This is a genomic window from Limosilactobacillus fermentum (genome assembly GCF_013394085.1).
Taxonomy (GTDB): domain Bacteria; phylum Bacillota; class Bacilli; order Lactobacillales; family Lactobacillaceae; genus Limosilactobacillus; species Limosilactobacillus fermentum.
The window spans coordinates 767,509-793,692 of record NZ_CP040910.1; the positions used below are offsets into that span (position 1 = coordinate 767,509).

The following is a 26,184-nucleotide window of genomic DNA, read 5'->3' on the forward strand; positions in this document are numbered from 1 at the left end:
GCGTCCTTAAAAGAACGTGTTTCCTTGCCCGCTTTCAAAAACCTGGTGGGCCCGTTTCGCCACGTCGTCTGGGATCGAAAAGTCGATCAGCCGTTCGTCCATGGTGAGCTCCTTTCTGGAAGTAAGCTTCCGTTGGGTTAAGATTCCAATTGACTGAACCAATCCCCGCGATCGTTGTCGGATGAAAAGTCATCTTCGGTGAGAGGGCAGCCACTAAACCGGGTGGCAAAGTGGCTGGTGGCGGCTGGTTCAAAGGGGAGCTCGCCCATCTTGGCGACGGTAGTATAGAAGTTCTTTAAGAAGACCGACCGGGAAACCCCGGCGTTATTACAAAAGTCGTCTAGGTAATTGAGTAGTAAATCGTCGATGAATAGCGATTCAATGTGATTAGCCATAGTGATTACCCCTATCTATTTGCTAATTATACCTGAACAATAGAGATTTAGTACGAATTATAACTATCTATCGATAAATTTAAAGATCGTTAGGTTGACCGCTTAAAAACGAAAGAATCAAAAGTCGGCGCCGTGCTTTTAGATGCTTTGAGACAAAGATTAGAGAAGCCTTTTCTTACGGCCACCACCGCTGTATACTGAATCAAGATTCGGAGGAAGTATAAATGACGGAAAATTACCGGAGTGTTTTTGATATCATTGGCCCGATCATGATTGGACCTTCTAGTTCACATACGGCCGGGGCGGTTGCAATTGGTCGGGTGGCCCGCCAGGTGCTCGGTCAGACGCCGGTTCGGGTGACGGTCCACTACTATGAATCGTTTGCCCAGACCCACCAGGGCCACGGCACCGATTACGCCATCGTGGCCGGCCTCTTGCAAATGGATCCGGCTGACCCGCGAGTGCCCAATTCGCGCGAACTGGCGAGCCAGGCCGGGATTGAGATCAACTTCGTCGAAGAACCCGGCGCAAGCCCGATTGGTCACCCCAACACGGCGGTGCTCGACCTGGTCGGCGCCACCAAGCAGACCAGTCTGTCCGGCTGCTCGGTCGGCGGCGGAATCATTGAGGTCCGTGAACTGGTCCTGGAAGGGGTGGCGATTCAACCGTCTGGCCCCCTGCCAATTGTCCTCTTCCAGGCCCCGGTCGCCGATCAAGCCAAGCAAGAGCAGGGGCGCTTGTTAATTAACGACCTGGAGTGGAAGGCCCCCTTTATCAAGCAACAGGTCTTTACCAGCCCGCACAGCACGATTTGGACCTTTGACCTCAAGGACTACCTGCAAGACGACTTGCGGACCTATTTACTACAAACCTACCCGGGCATCATTTGTTTAGAGGAGTCGTAAATGTTTAAATCGATTGATGAACTGGTCACCACCGCTACCAACCAGGGTTTGCCGCTGTCGGAAGTGATCATCAACCAAGAAATTTTAACCAGCGGGAAGTCGCGCGAACAGATTTTCCAACGGATGAGAAACAACCTCGCTACCATGAAGGCGGCCGTTGAGCGGGGGACTAGCGGTCAGGGCGTCCACTCGGCGACCGGTTTGACGGGTGGTCAAGCCGTGAAGGTCAAGGAGTATCGCCAGACGCACCGCACCCTGTCCGGGGACGCCATGATGGCCGCCGTGGAAGGGGCAATCGCCACCAACGAGGTTAACGCCGCCATGGGGGTGATTTGCGCCACCCCCACCGCCGGTTCTTCCGGGACCCTGCCGGGGATCTTGTTTGCCCTTAACGACCGCTTGAAGTTGACCGAAGACCAAATGCTACACTTTTTGTTCACCGCCGGCGGGATGGGGATGATCATCGCCAACAAGGCCAGCATTGCCGGTGCTTCCGGTGGTTGCCAGGCCGAGGTCGGGTCGGCGAGTGCGATGGGGGCGGCGGCCGCCGTCGAAATCGCCGGTGGCACCCCCGTTCAGTCAGCCAACGCCCTGGCGATTGCCATGAGTAACTTGTTAGGGTTGGTGTGCGACCCGCTAGCCGGCCTGGTCGAGGTGCCCTGCGTCAACCGCAACGCCACCGGGGCTGGTAACGCCCTGATCGCCGCTGACTTAGCCCTAGCCGGGTGCACCTCCCTAGTGCCGGCCGACGAGGTGATCGCGGCGATGGATAAAATTGGCCGCCAAATGCCAGTTGAACTGCGTGAGACCGGTCTAGGCGGCTTAGCCGGCACCCCAACCGGGCAACAAATTAAGCTCCGGATCTTTGGAAAGGACCTGGAGTCATGAGGGCGCCGGAAGAGATCCAAGCAGACATCATGGACGCTTTGACTTCAGTGATCGATCCCGAGCTGGGCGTCGATGTGGTGAACCTGGGTCTAATCAACAGCGTCGACCTCAAGGATGACGGGATCTGCGACCTCTCGATGACCTTGACGATGATGGGCTGCCCCTTGCAGGGAATTTTACGCCGGGAGGTGACCCAGGCGTTAGTAACGGTGCCGGAGGTTCACCACGTCAATATTGACCTGGTGTGGGAGCCGGCCTGGACGGTGGCGCGGATGAGCCGCCAGGCCCGGTTGCTCTTGGGGATCCACTAAAATTGAAGCTGCTGTTTTTTCAGGAGGGTGTTCGTCGTTTGATAACCGAACGGCGAGCGCCCTTTTTGCGTCCAATTAAGCGAATTTTAATCTAATTTTGTCCCCCTCGTAAGGGTGAATATTAGCAAGATTATCTATCTGTGTCCATAGATAGATTAAGCGAAAGATGTTTATTTAATAATCGATATCGATAAAATCGACTAATAAGTCAAACCCTTATAAAGAAATATTTGTAATTACACTAAGGATATGGTAGATTGTAAGATTAAATAGAATTCTACCCAGACAAAAAATTTGGATAGAAAAAGGGCAATGGACCCGGTATTGTTTTAAGTGACAAAACTATAAACAATAGGAGTCCATTACCCATGAGTCACATTTTAACATTATCGGATAGAACTGTCATCCAAACGCTGCTTAAGGTTGGTTACTCACAAAAACAAATTGCTGAAGAAGTTGGTGTAGCTCCTTCAACCATCAACTATGAACTAAAGCGCTGTCCTAAGGGATACTATGACGCTGATCAAGCTCAGGAAGACTGCGAAAAGAAGCTAACTCACCGGGGGCGGAAAACTCTTCTAACAGAGAATTTAAGAGAATTCGTCCGTGGGATCATTCTCGAACAGCGGTGGAGTTTTGAAGTCATCGCGCATATTCTCCAAATGCCATTCAAAACCCTCTATAACTGGCTGGACAAGGGCTGGTTGGACATCAAACGCGAGGTCCTTCCAGACCACGGTGTGCGGTACCGAAAGAGCCACGATGGTCGTGGTCAGTACACACGTGGGGCGAAGTTTATCGACCAACGTCCGGACGAGGCTAACCTGCGTCAAGAGATTGGTCATTTTGAAGTCGATACCATCCTATCAGGAAAAACCAGGGGCGAGGTCCTAGCTACCTTTACTGATCGTAAGTCCCGACTAATGATTATTCGTCGTTTACCGGGACGTGATAGTAAAGCTATGACTAAGGCAATCCTAGAGCTTAACGAGGAGTTGCGCGGCTTGATCAAGTCAATCACCAGCGATCACGGTAAGGAATTCGCAGGCTTCAAGGAAATTGAAGCCTGCGGAATTGCCCATTATTTTGCCCACCCGTATGCGCCACATGAACGTGGAACCAACGAACGGTTGAACCGCGAGCTTCGGCTACACATTCCAAAGAACCAGCCAATTGAGAGCGTTACGAACGAAGAGCTGACCATGATCTCAAAGTACTTAAACTGGCGTCCCCGGAAATGTTTAGGGTGGAAAACGCCACTCCAAGTCTTCTTTGGTGACTTGTCCGAAAAATTCGATTAATTGTTGCAATCTACCGTTCGTATATTCTTATGATATACTTGAGGGGTTGAATGGTCTGATAAGGGCGCAATTTACGCCTCAATTCAACCCCTTAGCTCATCCCTATGGTAGTAGGGATGAGCCTTTTTTGTTTTCTAAATGTTTAACATTTGCTTCTTCTTAGCTTCAAACTCTTCTTGAGTTATTACGCCATCATCAGCTAGCTTCTTATATTTAACAATTTCGTCGGCTGCCGAAATAGATTTTTGACTTTGGTTAGTAAGCTTTTTTTGCTGCTCAAGCTGCAAGCGCTGAGTATTTTTACTAATCGTGGCATCAAGGACACCACAAACATCATGAAACTGTTTGTAGTATTCATTTGCTACAAATCCGCCCTTCTTTGTTTCAGAATTTAGAAACATCAAACGAATATTCTCGTTGTTACTAAAAGTGATTACAACACCAAGCTTATCAACATAATCATAATTTTTCCCTCCGGTAACGGCTCCCACAATGGCCCCAGCACCACCAGCGATAGCACCACCAACTACAGCTCTAGTAATGCCATGCTTTTTAGTTTGGTTGTGACCTTCTTCAATAGGAGTGTAACTTACAATATCAGAGAATTTGTATACCCTATAGTGCTTGTCCAATAATGTTGTGTCCATAAGTATTTCTTCTCTACTAGGATCAAAATAGTACCTTCCAACTTTTAAGGCTCCATCATTTTTAAATGGAGCAGCAGTTTTTTGATATTCGGCTTGAAGTTCCTGATCGTGCTGTTCGAGAGCCTTAACTTTATTTTGATTAGTCACATCTGTATCAAATTTCGCTATATGGTTTTTATAGTATTGCTTATAGAGAGGTACGTTATGTGACTTTCTATATTCTATCCATTCTTTTTTAGGCACGATAAACCAAACGCTACCGTCGATTGGCGATACTTTGACTTTTTGTTCCAAACACCAAGTAACTATCCAGAAGACTAGTGCTATAAGTGGATTCCAAAAAATAAGCAATATAGTAATACCGGCTGTTACTAGCTGATACGTTGTATATCGACGATAATAAGAGACATCATCATTTAAATGATATTCATTGTAATTAGTTACCTTTTTCCCTTGGGAAACATTTGAAGATGTAGAAGATGTGTTGCGCTCGTTCTTTTTAGTCAAAGCATCAGCAATAACTTTTCTAGTATCTATAGATGTGCGGTAATAAATTTTATTGTATAGTTTTCGCTTAGGATGAAGCCATCCTGCAGTCTTTGTCCCATACCCAGGAATAAGACTCTTCTTTAATTTTCTGGTGTATGCGCCCTTATACTTTGCGGCTAAAGATTTTTTAATTGATGGTTTGCGCAGTATACCTCGTGACATTTTATCCTCCCAACAGCTTTTAACGTCAATCAGGGTTGGACGTTAACAATCCAGCATTAAAAAACTGGGTAGCTAATATTTTAGGAATTGTAATCCTAGTTTTTCTTCTTGATGATCTGCTCTAGTCTATCTAATTTATCGTTCAACTGGACATTCTCATTATGTAGTTTAGCTAATTCTTCCTTTAAGTTAACTTCATCGTTGGAAATAAAGAAATTACTAATCGAACTGGTTAGCATACCTATAAAGCCAATTCCAATGATCATTACCATAACTGCAGCTAACTTACCCATAGAGGTGGTTGGTGAAATATCACCATAGCCAACGGTTGTAGCAGTAGTAATTGACCACCACAGAGCGGTAGCAAAATCGACCTTTTCTGAAATGCTATACATAGAAGCGCCAATGATTAATACTGCAATGCTTACGTAGATGTAATAAATTAAACCATTGGTATTAATAAACTTGCGTAGCTTACCGATAAGACCAACTAACCGAACCAGTCTTAGCAGCTTTAAAAGTATAAAGATACGAAAAATCCTGGCGGCCCGGAAAAAATAGAAGGCCTGGTTAACAGGGATAATGGAAAGTAGATCCCAAATGTTGCTAGTAATAAATTTTCGTTTATTTTTTGATGCAATTAATCTACCAAAATAATCAATTGTAAAGATAGTCAGTATTAAGTTGTCAAACACGTTGTATGGATAGGCGGTAATATCAATACTCTTAGCATAATCCAATACGATCATAAAAATCGAAGCGATCGATAGTACTGCCATCGTGATTTCGTAGCCGATATAAATTATATTTTTATATTTATTGTTAATCATGGTTGGATAAAGTCCTTGACCAGGCGGGTGGCAAACCGGATAGCCTGTCCCTCTTCTTTTATTACTCCCACACGTTGGATGTCTGAGAGATCGCCACAGTCTAATTCATGGTGGAAGACCTCATGCAACGCCGTCATAAGTTGAGTTAAATTATCGTCGTTGGCATTGATATAGACGTCTGCACCTTTGATTAGCCCGTGAAAGTGTGGGTTAGGTACATCGATTGACCAAAACCGTAGTTCTGGGTACTGATCCTCCAATTTCTCCAAATCGGTCATATGGCCAGCTTCACTACTAACGTTCGGGTTTACTTATTTAATAATTTCCGTAAGTAATTTCCAACGGCTTTATCCTGGCTATTTGTCGTGTCATAAAAACTGGTGAAATTGCCGTATGGATTAGTCACGTAGTCAGCCATCTCACTCATCTTATCGTAGGAGTTTTGGTAAAGCTTGATGCTACGGTCTGGAGCATCGCAATCCTTCATGCTGTCTAACGTATCTTTAAGTTCCTTCATGTTGTTTTCTAGCGCGTAGACCTTATCGGCATCTTTTTCAAGGGATGCTGATACGACCGTGCTTGGATCGAAATTATTATCTGACGTGTCGTCAAAGATTCCATCTTGCCAAGCATCGTAAATGTTGTTGGCGATATCTTCGGCATCGGTGGACGTTTTGGCATACAGCTTAGTGTATTTTTCAGCATAGTTATCAAAGCGGTTGTTACGATGAGTTGCGATGCTATTCTCAACCGCTCCGGCGCCAAAGCCAAGTACCAAGCTAGCAGCTAAAACAATTCCAGCAATTAGTGTTCCCTTTTTACCAACCTTAAAAATAATCTCATTTCCAGATGTTTGGCCAACAAGTAGAGTGATCAGAAACCCGATCGCAACCACAAAGGCCATGATTGCCACTAGATAGCCCACGCCTGATAAAAATAACGCAGTTTCCATTTTCAGTCCCTCCCAAAAGTCAAATTATGTATTGGACCAAGCTGTGATATAATTAACTTGATCCCGATTTCCCTCTAGCGGTGCTATCTACCCGATGCCGTTAGGGGGTTTTTTACAGATTTGTCGTCACTCGGACGGCTTTTCCCAAGATCCTAACGGGGTTATCCTTGCTAACTATGATTGGCTCATACCTGCGATTGTCAGGGAGTAAGATCATCGTATCGCCGGATCGTTTGACCCTCTTAAGAGTAGCTTCATCATCGTCAGTGAAGAGCACGGCCGCAATTTCGCCATCTTCAACCTCGGGTTGTTGCCGGATTAGCACTAGTGAACCGTTTTTAATTGTTGGTTCCATAGATTGACCTTTAGCGCGCAAGTAAAAAAGTTTCCCACTTGGTAAGTAATCGACTGGTTCAGTTAGATAGTCGGTGATGTTTTCATCGGCTAGGATCGGATCACCACAAGCGATGGTTCCTAATAAGGGAATCTTAGTTAACCTGTTAATAGGATTGACTTTTGATAAATCAAGACCTAATAGGTCATCAGTTGTTACTCCTAAAACTCGTGCAAAGTCGTGCGCTCGATTAAGTGGGAATTGGAGCTTACCGTTAAAGTATTGGGACACAGTAGATTTTGACATATCAACTTTACGAGCAAGCTCACTGATTGATATTTTCTGCTGTTTTCTTAATTCATTTAGGTACTTAATAACTTCTTCATTCGACTTCACATTATCACCTCCTTTATACATATATAATAATAGCACGATCGTTCTTAAAATAAAACAACTTTCAAAAAAAGCAGTCAAAACGTTGACTAAATCGAACGGCCGTGCAATAATATAGTTGTTCGATAAAACGAACAAGTTTAAAGGGGAAAGGGGTGAAATAAATGAAACTTAATCTAAAGAGGATTAAGGCTGAACGCATCGCTAATGGGCTAACACAAGCTGATGTTGCGGAAGCTCTTAAAATTACTCGCTCATCGTACGCGTTGCGGGAAAATGGCCATACAAACTGGACAATTGATAACCTTACAAGTTTTTGCAAGCTAATTGGACTTGGCCCTAATGAAATTGGCATCTTTTTTTAGATAATTCGTTCGAAAAATCGAACAAAGCTGGATAGGAGGAGCAAACATGGAAAACCAAGTAAAAATTGTCAAGCAGGTAAACGATCGGGAAGTTATGGATAGCCGAGATGTGGCAAAGATGATTGGCAAGCGCCACACGGACTTGATCCGTGACATCCGCCGGTACATCAGTGTTTTAGAGACCGACGCAAAATTGCGTCCGTCTGATTTCTTCGTTGAATCAAGCTACTTAGGTGGAAACGGACAAGATCGAGTTTCCTTCCTGCTCACTAAACAGGGCTGCGAGTTCGGCCCCGCAGTCAACGACGCCGAGGACCCGGTAAATAAACTGGGTAAACTCGTAAATCTTGGCGGCCGCTTCCTTAGCGCGGGGACCGTAAACCGGGTCGTCAGCCAGGATTTCCGGGTATTCCTTGATCATGAAGACGCAAGAGCCGGTAGGACCCACGATGTAATCGGCATCGATACTGAGTAGGGCATCAATTTCGTTTTTAAAGGTTTTCATGCTGCCCTTGGAGTAGCCACTGTTATAGGTTGGTTGCCCACAACAAACCTGCTGTTCGGGCAAAAAGGTCTCACACCCCAGCCGCTCCAAAACCTCCACCATGGCTTGGCCGACGTTAGGAAACATCAGGTCCACCAGGCAAGAGGAGAAAATACAAACTCGCGGTTGTTTCATTCGTTACGCTTAGTCAGCACCCTGGCTAAGCTTCCCCCTTTCAATCAGTTCGCTTACCTTAATCGTAAGCGCTATTTTCATAAATAATAATTAGGGAAAAGTCCTAATTACTTATCGTTCGGTAGTTATAGTCTGGGGAGTCCTTTCTTGCTAATTAGCGACGAACCGTGGTAGCATTTGATGGTTAAAAGATCGGCGCCCCGCTGTTAACGAGGACCGAGCAAAAAATTCATTTAAATGGGGGTTTCACTCGTGAAAATCGGGATTGATAAGTTGGCCTTCGCCACGACACCTTACTACTTGGCGATGGAGGACCTGGCCCAGGGACGCAACGTTGACCCAAATAAGTATCTGATTGGGATTGGGCAAAGCAAGCAGGCGGTGGTTCCACCGACCCAAGACGTGGTGACCTTAGCGGCGGCGGCGGCCGACAAGCTCTTGGACCCGGTTGAAAGGGATCAGGTTTCCACCGTGATCGTGGCGACCGAATCCGGGATTGATAATTCCAAGGCGGCGGCGGTTTACGTCAAGCACCTATTGAAGTTAAGCGACTTTACCCGGGCCGTGGAAGTTAAGGAGGCCTGCTACTCGGCGACGGCCGCCTTGCAATTTGCCCGTGGTTTGGTGGCCCTCAACCCCCAAGAAAAGATCCTGGTGATCGCCAGCGACATCGCCCGCTACGGCCTGGAAACCGGCGGCGAGGTCACCCAGGGGGCCGGGGCGGTGGCGATGCTAATCACCGCCAACCCGCGGGTCCTGGCAATTGAACCAACCAGCGTCGCCTACACCAAGGACGTGATGGACTTTTGGCGGCCACTGTACGCCGAAGAAGCGCTGGTCGACGGCAAGTACTCGACCAACGTCTACATCGACTTTTTCAAGCAGTGCTGGACCCGTTACCAGCAGCTGGCCGGCTACGGGCTAGAGGACTTCGCCGCGTTGGCCTTCCACTTGCCGTTCACCAAGATGGGCAAGAAGGCCCTGGAGGCGGAATTAGGCGACCGGGACGACCAAGTGGCGACCCGCTTGCGGGCTAACTTGACGGCCGGCCAGGAGGCTTGCCGCCAGGTCGGTAACCTCTACACCGGCTCCTTATACCTGGGCTTAATGTCCTTGTTGACGGAAGGCGACGTTAAACCGGGCGAGCGGATCGGACTGTTTTCCTATGGTTCCGGAGCGGAAGGCGAGTTCTTCGCCGGGATCTTACAACCGGGTTACCAAGAAGGCCTGGGCGATTTAAACGAGCAGTTAGCCGCCCGGACCCAGGTGAGCCTGGCCGAATATGAAGACCTCTTCAACCAACAGTTAGGTTTAAAGGAAGAAGACGTCACCTTTAAAACGCCGGCGGCTGGTCAACGCTTTGTTTTGGTGGGGCAAAAGGACCACCAGCGCCAGTACCGGGACCTAGCCGAGCGGGATTAATAAATAAAAATGCGGCTGGAAAGCGGGTTGCTTTCCAGCCGCATTTTGAGTTTGAAGTGGGGAATGAGGGCTCAACGGCCTGTCGAGAAGGTTGGGTCGCACTTCCATAACGTGCTCCCCAACCGCAAGCCTAGTGGCTAAGTACGGTCGGAGAACGATGCGTGCCGCATCAACCCCCGCCCTAGCTTAGCCCACGGCTTGCTTTAGAGGTTGGGTCGCACTTCCATAACGCGCTCCCCAACCGCAAGCCTAGTGGCTAAGTCTGGCCGGAGAACGATGCGTGCCTCATTAACCCCCGTCCTATCCTTAGCCCACGGCCTGCCCGATGGTTGGGTCGCACTCACTTCCTTTAAAAAATATCATCCCGAAAGAGGCCGACTACCTTACCGAGGATGGTGACGTCGTCCAAAATAATTGGGGCCAACGTGTCATTTTCCGGTTGCAAGCGGATGTGGCCCTGTTCCTTAAAGAAACGCTTGCAAGTCGCTTCGTTATCGCTGGTCATGGCGATCACGATGTCGCCGTTATTGGCCGTTTCCTGGCGGCGGACGATCACCTTGTCGCCGTTTAGGATCCCAATGTTGATCATCGACGTCCCCTGAATGGTCAGCATGAACAAGTCATCGTGATCCGGGATCGAAGGCGGAATCGGGAAGAAATCGGTGGCGTCTTGGACCGCAAGAATTGGTTCCCCAGCGGCCACCACCCCCAGGAGGGGGATTTGGGTTTGCTTAGGGGTGATTCCCAGGACTTCCAGCCCAGCCGGGGTGATTTCCAGGGCCCGGGGCTTGGACGGGTCCTTTTTTAGGTAGCCCTTTTTGATCAGGCGGTTGATGTGGCCGTGGACCGTTGACGTGGAAGAGAGCCCCACGGCCCCGCAGATTTCCCGCACGGTCGGCGGGTAGCCGTGGGCGTCAACTTGCTTATGAATGAAGCTGAGCACGGCCATTTGTTTGTTGGTGGAATTCCTTGGCATGTTTATTTCCTCCGTATTATTGTGACCTTTATTGCATATTTTAACATAATGAACGGGCGTTTGTAAAACGTACGTTCGAAAGGGGCGCTCCAACTTGAAATGGGGCAACGGATTGGGTAGACTGAGAGGCAAACAAGTAAAAAAGGGGTAGCAGAATGGCAGAATCACCTGAACAAGATCGCTTACTCAAGCGGATCAATGAATTAGCCCACAAGAACAAGACCGAGGGCTTAACGACCGCTGAAAAGGCCGAGCGCAAACGCCTACGCGACCAATACCTGAAGAACTTCCGGGCGGCCTTTCGCAGTAACATCGAAATGATGCAAATCTTTGATAAGGACGGCAAGGAACTCACGCCGGAAAAGGTTAAGGAAATCCAACGTAAGAAGGGGCTCCGCGACGACTAGGCTAAAAAGAATTGGTCAAGCGGGTCGGTTTGTGCAATAATTAAGAGTATTGATAAATTTAAGGGGGGAAATCACCGTGGGTCTTACTATTGCCTTAGTAATCCTTGGGATCCTGGTTGGGGCATTGATCGGCTTCTTCGGGGCGCGCCGTTACATGGAAAATTACCTTCGTAACAATCCGCCAATTTCCGAAGACATGCTGCGGACTATGATGCTTCAAATGGGCCAAAAGCCGTCTGACCGCAAGTTGCACCAAATGATGCAAACGATGAAGAGTCAGGCTAAGCGTGCCAACCGCAAGTAAGTGAAAACAAAAAAAGGGCTCCAGCACTGCTCGGCAAGACCGAACGGCTGGGGCCCTTTCATATTAGTTAGTCTTTTTTTTAGTTAGTCTTTTTTCGTCTTTTTTGGTACTACGTAATGGTAGGTTGGGTCGAGTTGCTTATCCAGGGCGTCAAAGGCAGTTTGGAGTTCTTGTTCGACCTGGGCCAGGTTCTCTTCGGTCAGCTTCATCTTACGGTCAATGTAGATTGGCTTACCAATGGCCACCTTGCGGCGTTGGCGCTTGAAGAGGTCCTTGAAAAAGAGCGGCCCCTGGTAGACGGCCGGCACGAGTGGCACCCCCGCCATCTTGGCAATCATCACGGCGCCGCCCTTTAATTTAGAAGAGTAGCGCGACCCCGAGGGGAAGATGATCGTCGACAGGTCAGTCTTTTTTAACATCGTGACCGGCTTTTTGATCACCGAGGGACCCGGGTTCTTCCGGTTCACCGGAAAGGCGTTGAGCTTGCGCAAGAAGTAGTTGGCAAACTTGCCCTTAAACAGTTCTTCTTTGGCCATGAAGCCCAGTTTTTTGGGGTAAACGGCCAGGGCCAAAAAGATCGGGTCCATCCAGGTGCGGTGGGGGGCCACCAACACGTAGTTGCCCTCCGGTAGGTCCACTTTGTTAGCAACGATTTGCCGCCCGTTAAACAGGGAGATCAAGGGACCAAAGAAGTGGACTAAAAAACTATACAACATTGTCATTCACCTTTATTTAAGCTAGATTAAGTATCGGTTATAGTATGAAGAAGAATTCGTCAACTTGCAAGTTGGATTCAAGAGAGGTGTGGAGCATGGAACAAGAAGTGACGTTAAAAGCTGGCGAACGGATCGACCAGTTATCGAGCCAGGGGGTTCAGATCATCCAATCAAGCGAGGTCTTTGCCTTCTCCCTGGACGCGGTGTTGTTGGCGGCATTTGTACGACCCAGCCAGAAGCGGCGGGCCCTGTTGGTCGACCTGTGCGCCGGCAACGGGGCGGTCGGCCTCTTTTTAAACCGGCGCTTTGCCGGGCAGGTGGTGGAAGTCGAACTCCAACAACGGCTGGCTGACATGGCGGACCGCTCGATTCAATTAAATGACTTGGCGGACCGCTACCAAGTAATTAATGCCGACGTTAAAGACGTCTACCAGTACGTGGCCAAGGACCAAGCCGACGTGGTGGTGTGCAACCCACCCTATTTTAAGGACCAACCGGCGAGTCAAAAAAATCCCAACCCCTACTTGGCGATTGCCAGGCACGAACTGACCATTGACCTGGCAACGGTGTGCGACCGGATGAGTGGGCTCTTGAAAATGAACGGGCACGGCTACTTGGTCCACCGCCCCGACCGTTTGACCGAGATTTTAGCGACCCTGGCGGACCACCGGCTCGAACCCAAGCGGATCCAGTTTGTCTACCCCAAACCGGGAATGGACGCCAACATGGTCTTAATTGAAGTGATCAAGGACGGCAAGACCGGCGGCAGCAAAATCATGCCCGGCTTCTTGGTGGCCGACGCGAGCGGCGAATACACCCCGGCGATGAAGAAGGCCCTGTATGAGTAAGCCTTACTACATCTACGTCTTGTACTGTGCCGACCAGACCCTGTACTGTGGCTTTACCGATGACGTAAAAAAACGGGTGGCCACCCACCAAGCGGGGAAGGGCGCCAAGTACACCCGGGTTAAAAAACGCCACCCCCTGACCCTGCTCTACCAAGAAGAATTCGCCGATAAATCGGCCGCTTTAAAGGCCGAGTACGCCTTTAAACACCAGTCGCGCCGGCAAAAGGAAGCCTATTTACTCGCCCATGGCGTGAGCCCGGAAAAACTGCAGGGGCGCTTTTGATTTAATCCTTGCCCAAACCGCAATGATTGGGTATAATGGTTTTCGGTGTTAAATCCATAATTCACACCCATCCATGATGGTTCGGGAAGTGCCAATTGGTGCCCAAGCCGTGCGAGTGAATGGGGAGGAAAAAACTATTTGGAGGGATTATTTATGCCTGTTGTTAGCATGAAGCAATTGCTTGAAGCCGGTGTCCACTTCGGTCACCAAACTCGTCGTTGGAACCCTAAGATGAAGCCATTCATCTTCACGGAACGGAACGGGATCTACATTATTGACCTGCAAAAGACCGTTAAGATGATCGACACTGCCTACAACTACGTTAAAGACGTGGCTGCCGACGGTGGGGTGGTTCTCTTTGTTGGGACCAAGAAGCAAGCCCAAGATTCTATCGAAGAAGAAGCTACGCGTGCCGGTCAATACTACGTTAACCACCGCTGGTTAGGTGGTACCTTGACCAACTGGAAGACGATCCAATCCCGGATCAGCCGTCTCAAGGAACTCAAGAAGATGGCCGAAGATGGTACTTTTGACCGTCTGCCAAAGAAGGAAGTTGCTGTTTTAACTAAGCAACGCGAAAAGCTCGAACGCTTCTTAGGCGGGATCGAAGACATGCCACGGATCCCAGATGTATTGTACATCGTGGACCCGCACAAGGAACAAATTGCGGTTAAGGAAGCCCAAAAGCTTCACATCCCGATCGTTGCCATGGTCGACACGAACACCGACCCAGACGACATCGACGTAATCATTCCTTCTAACGACGACGCAATTCGGGCCGTTCGTCTGATCACCGCCAAGATGGCTGACGCCGTTATCGAAGGCAAGCAAGGCGAAGACGACCAACAAGTTGCCCCTGCAGAAGACGTAGCTGAAGAAGTTTCTGACGAATCCTTACAAGATCTGAAGAACAGCGTCGAAGGCAACGACTAACAAAATAGTTAATACTTAGGCTGTTTTGCAAAAGGACCTATCTGGCCTGAGTGCAAAGCGGCCTTTTTTGAAAATTAAGGAGAGATTCTAATGGCTGAAATTAGTGCAAAGCAAGTGATGGAACTGCGCAAGAAGTCCGGTGCCGGGATCATGGACGCCAAGAAGGCCCTCGTTGCTAGTGAAGGTGACATGGACAAGGCAATGGATTACCTTCGTGAAAAGGGGATCGCTAAGGCCGCTAAGAAGAGCGACCGGATCGCCGCTGAAGGTTTGACTGACATCGTGGTGAAGGGTAACACCGCTGCGATCGTTGAACTGAACTCCGAAACTGACTTCGTGGCCGCTTCCGACCCGTTCAAGGCCGTTTTGAAGGATGTTGCTAACCTGATCGTTGACAACAAGCCGGCCGACGTGGAAGCCGCCCTGGAATTGAAGACGGCTAACGGGACGCTCAACGATGACCTGATCGCCACCACCCAAAAGACCGGTGAAAAGGTCAGCCTGCGTCGCTTCACGATCGTTGAAAAGAACGACAACGAAAACTTTGGTGCTTACCTGCACCAAGGTGGCCGGATCGCCGCTTTAACGGTGGTTGAAGGCGCTGACGAAGCAACTGCTAAGGACGTTGCAATGCACGTTGCTGCCGTTAACCCAGAATTTCTCGACCGCAGCGAAGTTTCCGACGAACGCCTGGAACACGAACGCGGCATCTTCAAGGAAGAAACTTTGAACGAAGGCAAGCCAGCTAACATCGTTGACAAGATCGTGGAAGGCCGCCTCAACAAGTTCCTCTCCCAAATCTGCTTGGCAGACCAAGACTTTGTTAAGGACCCAGACCTGACGGTTGAAAAGTACGTTGATTCCAAGGACGGGAAGCTCAAGTCCTTCATCCGTTACGAAGTTGGGGAAGGGATCGAAAAGAAGCAAACTAACCTGGCTGAAGAAATCAAAGAACAACTGAACAAGTAATTATCGGTTGACCGTGGGGGGCGTACAATTTCGTACGTCCCTTTGTGCGAAAAACAGGACCCAGACCAGGAGGATATGGAATGGCTGACGTAAAATATAAGCGAGTAGTATTGAAGTTAAGTGGGGAAGCCCTCGCCGGTGACCAAGGCTTTGGGATCAACCCCCCGGAATTAAAGACGGTGGCAAAGGAACTCAAGGAAGTTTACGCCCTGGGAGTTCAAGTAGCAATCGTTGTCGGTGGTGGTAACATGTGGCGCGGGATCACCGGTGAAAAGCTGGGGATGGAACGTGCCCAGGCCGATTACATTGGGATGCTCGGGACGATCATGAACGCCCTGTCACTTCAAGACGCGCTGGAAGGGATCGGGGTACCAACCCGGGTCCAAACTTCCATTGAAATGCGTCAAATCGCTGAACCATACATCCGGCGCAAGGCCATCCGGCACCTGGAAAAGAACCGGATCGTGATCTTCGCGGGGGGGACGGGGAGTCCGTACTTCTCAACGGACACTACCGCTGCCTTGCGGGCCGCCGAAGTGAACGCCGACGCCATCTTGATGGCTAAAAACGGCGTTGACGGGGTTTACTCCGCCGATCCAAACAAGGACGAATCCGCCGTTAAGTTTGAACGACTGACCCACATGGACATCATCGAAAAGGGCTTGAACGTCATGGACTCCACGGCCTCGACCCTTTCGATGGACAACGACATTCCGCTAGTCGTCTTCAACTTGAACACGCCTGGTAACATTTTGAAAGTGGTTCGCGGTGATAAGATTGGGACCACGATTGAGGGGGAAAAATAATGACTGGAAAAGAAATCCTCGCAGAAGCAAAGGAAAAGATGGCCAAGTCCGGTGATGCCTTGAAGCGGACCTTAGCCGACATTCGGGCCGGCCGGGCCAACGCGAGCCTCTTAAACACGGTAACGGTTGAATACTACGGCGCCCCGACGCCGCTTAACCAACTGGCATCGATCACGATCCCAGAAGCCCGCCAACTGTTGATCTCGCCGTACGACAAGACGACCTTAAAGGACATCGAACGGGCCATTTACGAATCTAACCTCGGCTTGACGCCGCAAAACGACGGGGAAACGATTCGGCTGGTGGTTCCGCAACTGACCGAAGACCGTCGTAAGGAACTGGTTAAAGACGTGAAGGCGGAAATGGAAAAGGCCAAGGTGGCCGTTCGTAACGTTCGTCGGGAAGCGATGGACGACCTCAAGAAGGGGAACAAGGACGGCGACTTCAACGACGACGAATTCCACGACCTGGAAAAGAAGGTCCAAGAAGAAACCGACGCCGGTATCAAGAACCTGGAACAAATCGCCGCTGACAAGGAAAAGGAACTGTTGGAAGGCTAAGCAGTTTTGGCTCGCCAGCTAACCCCGCGGGGTGGCCGGCGGGCTTTTTTCGTTACGAAGGTGAGTAGCCCCCCGCCCTAATATCTGGTAAGATGTTGATGATGCGAAAATTTTCTGAAATGGAGAATGAAGATGGATTCACAAAAACAAGTGGAACCGGTTGGTGAGCCGGTGTTAGACCGGAGCCGGGTTCCGCACCACGTTGCCATTATCATGGACGGCAATGGGCGCTGGGCCCAGTCCCGCCACCTCCCGCGGGTGGCCGGCCACCAACAGGGAATGCAGACGGTCAAAAAGGTAACCATGGCCGCTAGCGACCTGGGGATTAAAGCCTTAACCCTCTACGCCTTCTCAACGGAAAACTGGAAACGCCCCTCAACTGAGGTCAAGTTCTTGATGCAACTGCCAATCCGCTTTTTTAATACCTTTGTCCCGGACCTGGTGGCCCATAACGTCCGGGTGATGGTGATGGGTGACACCACCAAGTTGCCGGCGGGGACCCAAAAGGCGGTGCAAGGCGCCCTGGATGCGACCAAGGATTGCACCGGGATGGTCTTAAACTTCGCCCTAAACTACGGCGGGCGTGACGAAATCGTTCGGGCGACCCAGGCGGTTGCAAAGCGAGTCGCCACTGGGGAGCTGACCCCGGACGCCATTTCCGAGGAGTTGATTTCCCGGGAAATGATGACGGCGCCGCTCGGTCAATTCGCCGACCCCGAGGTGATTATCCGCACCAGCGGGGAAGAACGGCTTAGTAACTTTATGCTCTGGCAGGCGGCCTACAGCGAATTAGTCTTTGTTGACGAACACTGGCCCGACTTTGACGGTGACTCCCTCAAACGGGCCTTGGCCACCTTCCAATCTCGTCACCGACGCTTCGGTGGCTTAAATAATAAGTAGAAACGAGGTAACGTATTTGAAAACACGGGTTATTACGGCGGTGATCGCCTTAATTGTATTTATCCCGCTGATTATCGTCGGTAGCTGGCCTTTGATGCTGGCTGCCATCGTCTTGGGAATGGTCGCCATGAGCGAACTGCTCTTGATGAAGAAGATGTTTTTGATCTCCTTTGAGGCGATTATTTCCTACCTGGGGGTGGCGGCGATGATCGTGCCCCAGACCTGGCTGGACTTTTTGCCGGAGCAAATTGGCCGGCTCACCCTGGTTTACGTAATGGTGGCTCTTCTACTCTTACACACCGTCATTCGTAAGCAACGGTTTAACTTTGACGACGCCGGGGTTTTGACCCTCGGGATGCTCTACATCGGGATGGGCTTTAACGCCTTTACCGTTGCCCGGGCCGTCAACTTCCAAACCCTCTTGTACGGGATGCTAATTGTCTGGTTAACCGACTCCGGGGCCTACCTGTTTGGACGCCAGTTTGGTAAGCACAAGTTAGCCCCGAACGTCAGCCCCAACAAAACCTGGGAAGGGTCCGTCTTAGGGACGGTAGCGGCGACCGTCATTTTGGCCGTCTACTTGACCTTCTTCCCGGTTGGTTACGACAACTTAGCGGTCATGATCGTCTTGACCCTGCTTTTGTCAATCCTCGGTCAGTTCGGCGACCTGGTCGAATCGGCCCTCAAACGGTACTATGGGGTCAAAGATTCCGGTAAGATCCTGCCCGGGCACGGGGGGATCTTGGACCGGTTTGATTCCATGCTACTGGTCTTGCCGGCCATGGCGCTGCTGGGCATTCTCTAGTCTAGCGAAGGGAGTGATTCTTTGATCATCACCATCATTACTTTTATCATTGTCTTCGGAATCCTGGTGCTCGTTCACGAATTCGGCCACTACTACTTTGCCAAGCGGGCCGGGATTTTAGTACGCGAGTTTTCGATTGGGATGGGGCCCAAGGTTTGGTGGCGGCGTTCAAACGGGACGACCTACACCATCCGGATCCTGCCGCTTGGGGGCTACGTCCGCCTGGCCGGGGCCGATGAAGATGAAGACGAACTCCGTCCCGGGACGCCGGTGACCTTGCAAACCAATGAGGAAGGCAAGGTGACCCTGATCAACGCCAGCGAAAAGGAAACCCTGTTGGAGGGGATTCCGCTGCGGATCGTTGACAGCGACCTGGAGGATAAGTTAATCATCTCCGGGTACGAAAATGATGATGAAGAAACCGTCAAGACCTACCCGGTTGATCACGACGCGACGATCGTCGAACGGGACGGGACCGAGGTGCGGATCGCCCCCAAGGACGTTCAGTTCCAATCGGCCAGCTTACCGGCACGGATGATGACCAACTTTGCCGGGCCAATGAACAACTTCATCTTGTCCCTGCTGGTCTTCATCATCCTGGGCTTTACCCTGAGCGGGATCCCCACCAACTCCAACGTTTTGGGCGGGGTGACCAAGGATTCGGTGGCTGCCAAGGCCGGCCTGGTGAGCGGCGATAAAATTACCAGGGTGGCGACGACCAAGGTCAGCACCTGGAACGATATTTCCCAGGCAATTTCCCCTAACCCGGGGAAGAAGCTCGCCGTTACCTACCAGCGCGATGGCAAGACCTACCACACCACCGTGACGCCTAAGGCCACCAAACAGGGGAGCCAAACGGTCGGGATGATCGGGATCAGAGAAGAGGAGAAGTTTGATCCGGTCGCCCGCATTAACTACGGCTGGCGCCAATTTATCACCGCCGGCACCCTGATCTTTGCGGTGCTCGGCCACATGATTACGCACGGCTTTAGCTTAAACGACCTGGGGGGGCCGGTGGCAATTTACGCCGGCACCTCGCCGGCCACCTCGTTAGGGATTAACGGCATCCTCGCCTTCTTGGCGATGCTGTCGATTAACCTAGGGATCGTTAACCTGATTCCGATCCCGGCCTTAGACGGGGGGAAGCTCCTCTTAAACATTGTCGAAGGCATCATTCGCCGGCCAATTCCCGAAAAAGTGGAGGGGATTTTGAATTTGGCTGGCTTTGCCCTCTTGATGATCCTGATGGTCCTTGTGACCTATAACGACATTCAACGCTACTTTATCCATTAACAAATTTTTTTGAAGAAGAAGGAGAATCGATTTATGAAGCAGTCACAGATGCTGATTCCAACCCAAAAGGAAGCACCGGCAGACGCCGAAGTCTTATCCCACAAGATGATGGTCCGGGCGGGCTACATCTACCAAGTTTCCGCCGGGGTGTGGGCCTACTTGCCGTTGGCCTACCGGGTCATCCGTAAGATTGAACAAATCATCCGCGAGGAAATGGACAAGGCCGGGGCGGTCGAAATGCTCCTGCCGGGACTCTTGCCGGCCGACTTATGGAAGGAATCTGGCCGTTACGAGGCATACGGGGACAACCTGTTTAAGTTAAAGGACCGCCGGGAACGCGACTTCATCCTGGGGCCGACCCACGAAGAAACGGTCACCTCCATCCTGCGTGACGCCATCCACTCCTACAAGAAGCTGCCGCTGGTCGTTTACCAACTACAAGATAAGTACCGCGACGAGGACCGGCCGCGTTACGGGATCTTGCGGGGCAAGGAATTTGAAATGCTCGACGGTTACTCCTTCTCTGCCGATCAAGCCGGCTTAGACCAGGCTTACGATCTGCAAGCTAAGGCCTACCGCAACATCTTTGACCGGATTGGCCTTGATTACAAGGTGATCTTAGCCGATTCCGGGACGATGGGGGGCAAGAACTCCCAAGAATTCTCCGCCCCGGCCGCAATTGGTGAAGACGTGATTGCCTACACGGACGGCGATTACGCCGCCAACCTGGAAAAGGCAACCACCAAGTTCACCCCGACGAAGCAAATCGGTGAAGAGGCCGAATTGACCAAGAAGGCGACCCCGGGCGCCCACACGGTTGACGAAGCCGCCGAAAGCCTGGGCCTGGAAGCCAGCCAAATCTTAAAGAGCATGGTCTTCTTAGCCAAGTTTGAAGGCGAAGAGCTTAAGCCGGTGATGGTTCTGATGCGGGGCAACGACGAGGTTAACGAAACCAAGGTCGCTTCTTACCTGGGCTGCGAAGAATTGTTGATGGCCTCCGAAGAAGACACCGAAAAGTACCTAGGCGCACACCCGGGCTCCTTGGGACCGATCGGGGTCAAAGAAGACGTCACCATCCTGGCTGACCAACACCTGCAGGGGATGATTAACATGGCCCTGGGTGCTAATGACGATGGTTACCACTACATCAACGCCAACTTCAACCGCGACTTTAAGGTGGATCAGTTTGGCGACTTCCGGACCGTTCAAGAAGGTGAAACGGCGCCGGACGGTTTACCAATCAAGTTCACCAACGGGATCGAAATTGGTCACATCTTCAAGCTGGGGACCCACTACTCCGAGGTCTTCGGGGCGACGGTGCTGGACCAAAATGGCCGCGACGTGCCGATGATCATGGGTTGCTACGGGATCGGGGTTTCCCGCCTGCTGTCCGCCATTTCCGAACAAAACGCCGACGAAAACGGGCTGGTGTGGCCGCAAGCCGTGGCACCGTTTGACATCCACGTGATTCCAGTTAACGCCAAGAAGGAAGACCAGATGGCCATGGCCGAAGAAATTACGGCCAACCTAGAAGAGGCCGGCTACGAAGTCCTCGTTGACGACCGCAAGGAACGGGCCGGGGTCAAGTTTGCCGACGCCGACTTGATCGGGGTGCCGATCCGGGTCACGGTCGGTAAGAAGGCCGGCGAAGGGATCGTGGAAATCAAGATCCGCAAGACCGGTGAAACCTTGGAAGTGCACAAGGAAGAATTGGCCACCAACATCGCCATCTTGCTTAAGCAAACGGCTGAATAACAAGCGAAAGTGGTTCGGGGATTTCACCGGCCACTTTTGTTTTTTCTTGCATTCACCCAGTAAGATGTTAGAATTTAGTTTGCGAACAAACGTTTGAAAGAGTGCGCCCTGACGGCGTGTTAGAAAGAGGAGGGATTTTGTGGCCCTAAGCAAACAGGAACAGTTTGAAAAGTTACTGGAGCAAATTGACTATGCCGACTCCCACTTAACGGGCGGGGCGATTGACCAAGTGGTGGTTCACCAGCAGTCACGGGTGTGGGAGTTGCACCTTCACTTAAGGGAGGTCTTGCCGCTAGCCGTCTTCACCCAGCTGGAACAAAAAACGGCGGTTTCCTTTCACCAACTGGCCAAGGCCCAGGTCCGCTTTGAGATCACGACCGACCAAGGGGAGCTGGTCCCAAACTTGATTAGCGACTACTGGCCTTACGTGGTCCGGATGGTGGCCGGCAATTCGCCGATGGCCCAGGAAATCTGCTTAAAGACCTCGCCGGAGCTCGACGACGGGCGGGTGAGCCTGCTGATGGAAAACGAGGCCGTCGAACAGATCTTTGCCACCAAGCTCCTAGGCAAGATCGAGGAGGGCTACCAGCAGGTGGGCTTTCCGGCCTTTCATATCCACACCCTGGTCGACCAGAGTGCGTCCCAAGCCAAGATTGAGGAATTAAAGGCCAAGCAACAAAAGGCCGACGAGGAGCTGGTTAAACAGGCCCGCACCCAGATCGAACAAGCCAAGCAAAAGAAACAGGCGACCGCCAGTGCGGCCCCCGACGGCCCAATTGTGATCGGCAGAAAGCTCGGGCCGAACGATCAGGTGACCCGGATGGCCACGATCACCGAAGAGGAGAGCCAGGTGGTCGTCGAAGGGTACGTCTTTGCCAAGGAGATCAAGGAACTGCGCTCGGAGCGCCAGATCCTGATCCTAGAGATTACCGATTACACCTCCTCGTTTTCGGTTAAGATGTTCTCCGACCGGCGGGGGACCAATAAGCCGCTCTTTGCCGCCCTGGAAAAGGGGATGTGGGTCAAGGTCCGCGGTTCGGTGCAAGAAGACACCTACATGCGCGACCTGGTGATTAACGCCCGCGACATTAACGAGGTCTCCCACCAGGAACGCCAGGACACGGCGCCGGCCGACCAAAAGCGGATTGAGTTACACCTCCACACCACCATGTCGACGATGGACGCCACCAACACGATCGGCGAATACGTTAAGCAGGCGATTAAGTGGGGCCAACCGGCGATCGCCATTACCGATCACGCCGGCTTACAGGGCTTCCCGGAGGCCTTTAGCTCCTCGTACGACGGGAAAAAGGACGAAAGCAAGATTAAGATGCTCTACGGCGTCGAGGCCAACGTGGTTGATGACGGGGTGCCGCTGGTTTATAACGAAAACCACCTGCCGCTCAAGGGCCAGCCCTACGTGATCTTCGACATTGAAACGACCGGGCTGTCGGCCATCTACGACCGGATCATCCAAGTTTCGGCCGTCAAGATGCAAGATGGCGAGGTCTTAGACCACTTCGACCAATTCATCGACCCGGGCTTCCACCTGTCGGAACAAACGACCGCCCTGACCTCGATCACCGACGACATGGTGCAGGGGTCCAAGACCGAAGAAGAGGTCCTCAAGCTCTTTGACGACTTTGCGGACGGCTCGCTGTTAGCCGGGCACAACGTCTCCTTTGATATGGGCTTTATGAACGTGGCCTACGAACGGCACGGGATGGGGCAAATCAAGCAGCCGGTCATCGACACCTTGCCGCTGGCCCGCTTCTTGCACCCGGACTTTCGCGGTTACCGCTTGAACACCCTGAGCAAGCGCTTTAAGGTCTCCTTGGAGCACCACCACTTGGCCTCTTACGACTCCGAAGCCACCGGCCACTTGCTGGCGATCTTTTTAAAGGACGCCGAGGAGCGCTACGGGGTGACCTACGTCGACGACTTGAACAAGCATATGACTGACAACGGGGCTTACCGCCACGCCCGGCCGTTCCACGTCACCATCTTGGCGGCGACCCAGGCTGGCTTGAAGAACCTTTACAAGCTAGTTTCTTTGTCCAACGTCGAGTACTTTGCCCGGGTACCCCGGATTCCGCGTTCGGTTTTGAACCGCTACCGGGAGGGGCTCTTGCTCGGGACCGCCTGTGCCGACGGGGAAGTCTTCACCGCCATGATGCAAAAGGGTTACGGCGAGGCCAAACGGTTGGCAGAATTTTACGATTACATCGAGGTCCAGCCCAAGCCTAATTATGCTCCACTGTTAGAGAGTGGCGTGATCACGGATCAGGCCCACTTAGAAGACATCCTAAAGAACATGGTAAAACTCGGTAGCGCCCTGAATAAGCCGGTCGTGGCCACCGGGGACGCCCACTACATTAACCCCGAAGACGCCATTTACCGTAAGATTCTGATCAACTCCCAGGGGGGTGCCAACCCCTTGAACCGGACCGAGCGCCCCGACGTGCACTTCCGGACCACCGACGAGATGCTCGACCTCTTCTCCTTCCTGGGCGAGGACGTCGCCAAGCAGATTGTCGTTGATAACACCCACCTGGTTGCCGACATGGTCGACGACGGGATCCGCCCGGTTAAGGCCGGCTTGTACCCGCCGCACATGGAGGGGGCCGAACAAGAAATTCAGGACCGGACCTGGACGACGGCCAAGGAATGGTACGGTGACCCGCTGCCGCAACTGGTTAAGGACCGGGTTGAATTGGAACTGAACTCGATCGTTTCCAACGGGTTCTCGGTCCACTACTTGATCGCCCAGCGGCTGGTGGCCAAGTCAACTAAGGACGGCTACCTGGTCGGGTCACGGGGGTCGGTCGGCTCCAGTGTGGTCGCCACTTTGTCTGGGATTACCGAGGTTAACCCACTACCGCCGCACTACCGCTGCCCGAACTGTCAGTACTCGCACTTTTACACCAAGGGGGAATACTCCTCGGGCTTTGACTTGCCCGACAAGGACTGCCCGAAGTGTGGGACCAAGATGATTGGTGACGGCCACGACATCCCCTTCCAAACCTTCTTGGGCTTTAAGGGGAATAAGGTTCCGGATATCGATTTGAACTTCTCAGGGGACTACCAACCGATCGCCCACAACTACATGAAGGTCTTGTTCGGTGAAAATAACGTTTACCGGGCCGGCACGATCGGGACGGTCGCCGATAAGACCGCCTACGGTTACGTCAAGGCCTACGAACGTGACAAGGAAGTTCAGTTCCGCGGCGCCGAAGAGGACCGGCTGGCCAGCGGGGCGACCGGGGTCAAGCGGACGACCGGCCAGCACCCGGCCGGGATCATCATCGTGCCCGACGACATGGAAATTTACGACTTCACGCCGGTTCAGTACCCGGCCGACGACCAATCGGCGGCCTGGGAAACGACCCACTTCGATTTCCACTCGATCCACGACAATATTTTGAAGATGGACATCCTGGGCCACGATGACCCAACCATGATCCGGGCCCTCCAGGACCTGTCGGGGATCAACCCGCAGTCGATCCCGATGGACGACCCCGGGGTGATGAGCCTCTTCTCCAGCCCCGAAGCGCTCGGGGTGACCGAAGAACAGATCAACTCCAAGACCGGGACGCTCGGGCTGCCCGAATTTGGGACCCGCTTTGTGCGGGGGATGCTAGAAGACACCCACCCGCAAAACTATTCCCAACTCCTGCAAATTTCCGGGCTCTCCCACGGGACCGGGGTGTGGCTCGATAACGCCCAGGAACTGATTAAAAACGGCACCGCCACGATTGCCAACGTGATCGGGTGCCGGGATAACATCATGACCGACTTGATCCACTACGGGTTGGATTCGGAAACCTCTTTCCAGGTCATGGAACACGTCCGTAAGGGAAAGGGGATCCCCGAAGAGTGGCAAGAGAAGATGACCGAAGTCGGCGTGCCGCAGTGGTACCTCGACTCGTGTTTGAAGATCAAGTACATGTTCCCGCGGGCCCACGCGGCCGCCTATGTCTTGATGGCCCTGCGGATTGCCTACTTTAAGGTCTACTTCCCGCTGGTTTACTACGCCGCCTTCTTCTCGGTGCGGGCCGATGACTTTGACGTCGTCGCCATGAGCCACGGCAAGGAAGCCGTTAAGTCAGCGATGCAAGCAATTACCAGCAAGGGCAACGAAGCCACGGCCAAGGAAAAGTCACTGCTGACGATCCTGGAGCTGGCTAACGAAATGCTGGAGCGGGGCTTTAAGTTTAAGATGGTCGACATCGAACGCTCCGACGCCACCGACTGGTTAATTGATGGCGACACCCTAATTGCGCCGTTCCGGGCGATCCCGGGACTGGGGATCAACGTTGCCAAGCAGATCGTGGCCGCCCGGGAGGAAAAGCCCTTCTTGTCCAAGCAAGACCTCTCCGAACGGGGGAAGGTCTCCAAGACCTTGATCGAGTTTATGACCGTCAACCACGTCTTAGACCAACTCCCAGACGAAAACCAGCTGTCCTTGTTTGACATGTTGTAATGGGAGTGGCAAC

27 protein-coding genes and 2 pseudogenes are annotated in these 26,184 nt (G+C 51.8%); 20 read left to right on the forward strand and 9 right to left on the reverse strand.

Annotation, left to right across the window (positions count from 1 at the left end; translation table 11 throughout):
- Positions 1-137: 137 nt before the first annotated feature.
- Positions 138-395, reverse strand: a complete 258-nt coding sequence (locus tag FG166_RS03815) for a hypothetical protein (protein ID WP_003681990.1) — start codon at positions 393-395, stop codon at positions 138-140.
- Between the two features lie 224 nt (positions 396-619).
- Here FG166_RS03815 and FG166_RS03820 point away from each other — a divergent pair, with 224 nt between their 5' ends.
- The 4 genes from FG166_RS03820 to FG166_RS03835 all read left to right on the forward strand — a co-directional run bounded on the left by FG166_RS03820 (position 620) and on the right by FG166_RS03835 (position 3,800).
- Positions 620-1,300 carry a serine dehydratase beta chain gene (locus FG166_RS03820; RefSeq protein WP_003681988.1) on the forward strand — a complete coding sequence of 227 codons (681 nt, stop codon included), beginning with the start codon at positions 620-622 and terminating at the stop codon, positions 1,298-1,300.
- On the forward strand, positions 1,301-2,188 hold the full coding sequence (gene sdaAA, locus FG166_RS03825) for an L-serine ammonia-lyase, iron-sulfur-dependent, subunit alpha (RefSeq protein ID WP_003681986.1): 888 nt from the start codon (positions 1,301-1,303) through the stop codon (positions 2,186-2,188). It begins immediately after the preceding gene.
- Positions 2,185-2,499 carry a metal-sulfur cluster assembly factor gene (locus tag FG166_RS03830; protein WP_003681984.1) on the forward strand — a complete coding sequence of 105 codons (315 nt, stop codon included), beginning with the start codon at positions 2,185-2,187 and terminating at the stop codon, positions 2,497-2,499. Before sdaAA ends, FG166_RS03830 begins: the two co-directional genes overlap by 4 nt.
- 368 nt (positions 2,500-2,867) lie before the next feature.
- A complete protein-coding gene (locus FG166_RS03835) occupies positions 2,868-3,800 on the forward strand; it encodes an IS30 family transposase (protein WP_048340501.1) in 933 nt (310 codons plus the stop codon).
- 134 nt (positions 3,801-3,934) lie between these two features.
- Here FG166_RS03835 and FG166_RS03840 read toward each other — a convergent pair whose 3' ends face one another.
- The 5 genes from FG166_RS03840 to FG166_RS03860 form a co-directional block, all read right to left on the reverse strand.
- Entirely contained in the window at positions 3,935-5,158 is a 1,224-nt protein-coding gene (locus tag FG166_RS03840; RefSeq protein ID WP_003681983.1) for an SHOCT domain-containing protein, read from the reverse strand.
- Positions 5,159-5,253: 95 nt separating this feature from the next.
- Positions 5,254-5,988 carry a potassium channel family protein gene (locus FG166_RS03845; protein WP_003681981.1) on the reverse strand — a complete coding sequence of 245 codons (735 nt, stop codon included), beginning with the start codon at positions 5,986-5,988 and terminating at the stop codon, positions 5,254-5,256.
- Positions 5,985-6,266 (reverse strand): M78 family metallopeptidase domain-containing protein, encoded by a 282-nt coding sequence (locus FG166_RS03850; protein ID WP_003681979.1) that lies wholly within the window; start codon positions 6,264-6,266, stop codon positions 5,985-5,987. The genes FG166_RS03845 and FG166_RS03850 overlap by 4 nt, the downstream gene beginning before the upstream one ends.
- Before the next feature lie 29 nt (positions 6,267-6,295).
- Complete coding sequence (locus FG166_RS03855; protein WP_003681977.1) at positions 6,296-6,940, reverse strand: hypothetical protein; 645 nt, start codon at positions 6,938-6,940, stop codon at positions 6,296-6,298.
- Positions 6,941-7,052: 112 nt separating this feature from the next.
- Positions 7,053-7,670: a LexA family protein gene (locus tag FG166_RS03860; protein ID WP_035430792.1), complete on the reverse strand. Its 618-nt coding sequence runs from the start codon at positions 7,668-7,670 to the stop codon at positions 7,053-7,055.
- Positions 7,671-7,831: 161 nt separating this feature from the next.
- On the opposite strand from FG166_RS03860, the gene FG166_RS03865 reads away from it, so the two are divergent.
- Both FG166_RS03865 and FG166_RS09545 read left to right on the forward strand, forming a co-directional pair.
- Positions 7,832-8,032, forward strand: a complete 201-nt coding sequence (locus FG166_RS03865) for a helix-turn-helix transcriptional regulator (RefSeq protein ID WP_003681974.1) — start codon at positions 7,832-7,834, stop codon at positions 8,030-8,032.
- 118 nt (positions 8,033-8,150) lie between these two features.
- Positions 8,151-8,261 (forward strand): annotated as a pseudogene (locus FG166_RS09545) (phage regulatory protein); the annotation flags it as partial.
- Positions 8,262-8,309: 48 nt separating this feature from the next.
- Here FG166_RS09545 and FG166_RS03875 read toward each other — a convergent pair.
- Positions 8,310-8,711, reverse strand: a pseudogene (locus FG166_RS03875) (heterodisulfide reductase-related iron-sulfur binding cluster); the annotation flags it as partial.
- A 252-nt stretch (positions 8,712-8,963) separates the two neighbouring features.
- Between FG166_RS03875 and FG166_RS03880 the strand changes: the two are divergent.
- Positions 8,964-10,133 (forward strand): hydroxymethylglutaryl-CoA synthase, encoded by a 1,170-nt coding sequence (locus FG166_RS03880; protein ID WP_021349108.1) that lies wholly within the window; start codon positions 8,964-8,966, stop codon positions 10,131-10,133.
- Positions 10,134-10,482: 349 nt separating this feature from the next.
- Here FG166_RS03880 and lexA read toward each other — a convergent pair whose 3' ends face one another.
- The gene (lexA, locus tag FG166_RS03885; protein ID WP_003685235.1) at positions 10,483-11,109 is read right to left on the reverse strand and encodes a transcriptional repressor LexA; all 627 of its coding nucleotides are present in this window, start codon (positions 11,107-11,109) and stop codon (positions 10,483-10,485) included.
- A 155-nt stretch (positions 11,110-11,264) separates the two neighbouring features.
- Between lexA and FG166_RS03890 the strand changes: the two genes are divergently transcribed.
- Entirely contained in the window at positions 11,265-11,516 is a 252-nt protein-coding gene (locus FG166_RS03890) for a DUF896 domain-containing protein (protein WP_003681968.1), read from the forward strand.
- A gap of 76 nt (positions 11,517-11,592) precedes the next feature.
- Entirely contained in the window at positions 11,593-11,820 is a 228-nt protein-coding gene (locus FG166_RS03895) for a YneF family protein (protein ID WP_003685231.1), read from the forward strand.
- An 83-nt stretch (positions 11,821-11,903) separates the two neighbouring features.
- Here FG166_RS03895 and FG166_RS03900 read toward each other — a convergent pair whose 3' ends face one another.
- A complete protein-coding gene (locus tag FG166_RS03900; protein WP_003685229.1) occupies positions 11,904-12,536 on the reverse strand; it encodes a lysophospholipid acyltransferase family protein in 633 nt (210 codons plus the stop codon).
- Between the two features lie 95 nt (positions 12,537-12,631).
- On the opposite strand from FG166_RS03900, the gene FG166_RS03905 reads away from it, so the two are divergent.
- From FG166_RS03905 to FG166_RS03955, 11 genes are all read left to right on the forward strand, one after another.
- The gene (locus FG166_RS03905; RefSeq protein ID WP_012391089.1) at positions 12,632-13,384 is read left to right on the forward strand and encodes a tRNA1(Val) (adenine(37)-N6)-methyltransferase; all 753 of its coding nucleotides are present in this window, start codon (positions 12,632-12,634) and stop codon (positions 13,382-13,384) included.
- Entirely contained in the window at positions 13,377-13,667 is a 291-nt protein-coding gene (locus tag FG166_RS03910) for a GIY-YIG nuclease family protein (protein ID WP_003681959.1), read from the forward strand. Before FG166_RS03905 ends, FG166_RS03910 begins: the two co-directional genes overlap by 8 nt.
- A 153-nt stretch (positions 13,668-13,820) precedes the next feature.
- Positions 13,821-14,600 carry a 30S ribosomal protein S2 gene (gene rpsB, locus FG166_RS03915; RefSeq protein WP_003681957.1) on the forward strand — a complete coding sequence of 260 codons (780 nt, stop codon included), beginning with the start codon at positions 13,821-13,823 and terminating at the stop codon, positions 14,598-14,600.
- Positions 14,601-14,690: 90 nt separating this feature from the next.
- Complete coding sequence (tsf, locus tag FG166_RS03920) at positions 14,691-15,569, forward strand: translation elongation factor Ts (RefSeq protein WP_003681955.1); 879 nt, start codon at positions 14,691-14,693, stop codon at positions 15,567-15,569.
- A gap of 80 nt (positions 15,570-15,649) precedes the next feature.
- Positions 15,650-16,375: a UMP kinase gene (pyrH, locus tag FG166_RS03925; RefSeq protein WP_003681954.1), complete on the forward strand. Its 726-nt coding sequence runs from the start codon at positions 15,650-15,652 to the stop codon at positions 16,373-16,375.
- Positions 16,375-16,935, forward strand: coding sequence for a ribosome recycling factor (gene frr / locus FG166_RS03930; RefSeq protein ID WP_003681953.1), 561 nt, complete (start codon positions 16,375-16,377; stop codon positions 16,933-16,935). The genes pyrH and frr overlap by 1 nt, the downstream gene beginning before the upstream one ends.
- A gap of 126 nt (positions 16,936-17,061) precedes the next feature.
- Positions 17,062-17,835 (forward strand): isoprenyl transferase, encoded by a 774-nt coding sequence (locus FG166_RS03935; RefSeq protein ID WP_003681952.1) that lies wholly within the window; start codon positions 17,062-17,064, stop codon positions 17,833-17,835.
- Positions 17,836-17,851: 16 nt separating this feature from the next.
- Entirely contained in the window at positions 17,852-18,640 is a 789-nt protein-coding gene (locus FG166_RS03940) for a phosphatidate cytidylyltransferase (protein ID WP_003681950.1), read from the forward strand.
- Positions 18,641-18,661: 21 nt separating this feature from the next.
- On the forward strand, positions 18,662-19,933 hold the full coding sequence (rseP, locus tag FG166_RS03945; protein WP_003681949.1) for an RIP metalloprotease RseP: 1,272 nt from the start codon (positions 18,662-18,664) through the stop codon (positions 19,931-19,933).
- 33 nt (positions 19,934-19,966) lie between these two features.
- On the forward strand, positions 19,967-21,688 hold the full coding sequence (locus FG166_RS03950) for a proline--tRNA ligase (RefSeq protein WP_015638806.1): 1,722 nt from the start codon (positions 19,967-19,969) through the stop codon (positions 21,686-21,688).
- Between the two features lie 139 nt (positions 21,689-21,827).
- Entirely contained in the window at positions 21,828-26,171 is a 4,344-nt protein-coding gene (locus FG166_RS03955) for a PolC-type DNA polymerase III (RefSeq protein WP_003681945.1), read from the forward strand.
- The last annotated feature ends 13 nt before the right edge of the window (positions 26,172-26,184 follow it).

What these genes read in the sequence shown, in the direction of transcription:
- FG166_RS03815 (WP_003681990.1), bottom strand. Translation starts at nt 395, where the DNA reads ATGGCTAATCACATTGAATCGCTATTCATCGACGATTTACTACTCAAT.
- FG166_RS03820 (WP_003681988.1), top strand. Translation starts at nt 620, where the DNA reads ATGACGGAAAATTACCGGAGTGTTTTTGATATCATTGGCCCGATCATG.
- sdaAA (WP_003681986.1), top strand. Translation starts at nt 1,301, where the DNA reads ATGTTTAAATCGATTGATGAACTGGTCACCACCGCTACCAACCAGGGT.
- FG166_RS03830 (WP_003681984.1), top strand. Translation starts at nt 2,185, where the DNA reads ATGAGGGCGCCGGAAGAGATCCAAGCAGACATCATGGACGCTTTGACT.
- FG166_RS03835 (WP_048340501.1), top strand. Translation starts at nt 2,868, where the DNA reads ATGAGTCACATTTTAACATTATCGGATAGAACTGTCATCCAAACGCTG.
- FG166_RS03840 (WP_003681983.1), bottom strand. Translation starts at nt 5,158, where the DNA reads ATGTCACGAGGTATACTGCGCAAACCATCAATTAAAAAATCTTTAGCC.
- FG166_RS03845 (WP_003681981.1), bottom strand. Translation starts at nt 5,988, where the DNA reads ATGATTAACAATAAATATAAAAATATAATTTATATCGGCTACGAAATC.
- FG166_RS03850 (WP_003681979.1), bottom strand. Translation starts at nt 6,266, where the DNA reads ATGACCGATTTGGAGAAATTGGAGGATCAGTACCCAGAACTACGGTTT.
- FG166_RS03855 (WP_003681977.1), bottom strand. Translation starts at nt 6,940, where the DNA reads ATGGAAACTGCGTTATTTTTATCAGGCGTGGGCTATCTAGTGGCAATC.
- FG166_RS03865 (WP_003681974.1), top strand. Translation starts at nt 7,832, where the DNA reads ATGAAACTTAATCTAAAGAGGATTAAGGCTGAACGCATCGCTAATGGG.
- lexA (WP_003685235.1), bottom strand. Translation starts at nt 11,109, where the DNA reads ATGCCAAGGAATTCCACCAACAAACAAATGGCCGTGCTCAGCTTCATT.
- FG166_RS03890 (WP_003681968.1), top strand. Translation starts at nt 11,265, where the DNA reads ATGGCAGAATCACCTGAACAAGATCGCTTACTCAAGCGGATCAATGAA.
- FG166_RS03900 (WP_003685229.1), bottom strand. Translation starts at nt 12,536, where the DNA reads ATGTTGTATAGTTTTTTAGTCCACTTCTTTGGTCCCTTGATCTCCCTG.
- FG166_RS03905 (WP_012391089.1), top strand. Translation starts at nt 12,632, where the DNA reads ATGGAACAAGAAGTGACGTTAAAAGCTGGCGAACGGATCGACCAGTTA.
- FG166_RS03910 (WP_003681959.1), top strand. Translation starts at nt 13,377, where the DNA reads ATGAGTAAGCCTTACTACATCTACGTCTTGTACTGTGCCGACCAGACC.
- rpsB (WP_003681957.1), top strand. Translation starts at nt 13,821, where the DNA reads ATGCCTGTTGTTAGCATGAAGCAATTGCTTGAAGCCGGTGTCCACTTC.
- tsf (WP_003681955.1), top strand. Translation starts at nt 14,691, where the DNA reads ATGGCTGAAATTAGTGCAAAGCAAGTGATGGAACTGCGCAAGAAGTCC.
- pyrH (WP_003681954.1), top strand. Translation starts at nt 15,650, where the DNA reads ATGGCTGACGTAAAATATAAGCGAGTAGTATTGAAGTTAAGTGGGGAA.
- frr (WP_003681953.1), top strand. Translation starts at nt 16,375, where the DNA reads ATGACTGGAAAAGAAATCCTCGCAGAAGCAAAGGAAAAGATGGCCAAG.
- FG166_RS03935 (WP_003681952.1), top strand. Translation starts at nt 17,062, where the DNA reads ATGAAGATGGATTCACAAAAACAAGTGGAACCGGTTGGTGAGCCGGTG.
- FG166_RS03950 (WP_015638806.1), top strand. Translation starts at nt 19,967, where the DNA reads ATGAAGCAGTCACAGATGCTGATTCCAACCCAAAAGGAAGCACCGGCA.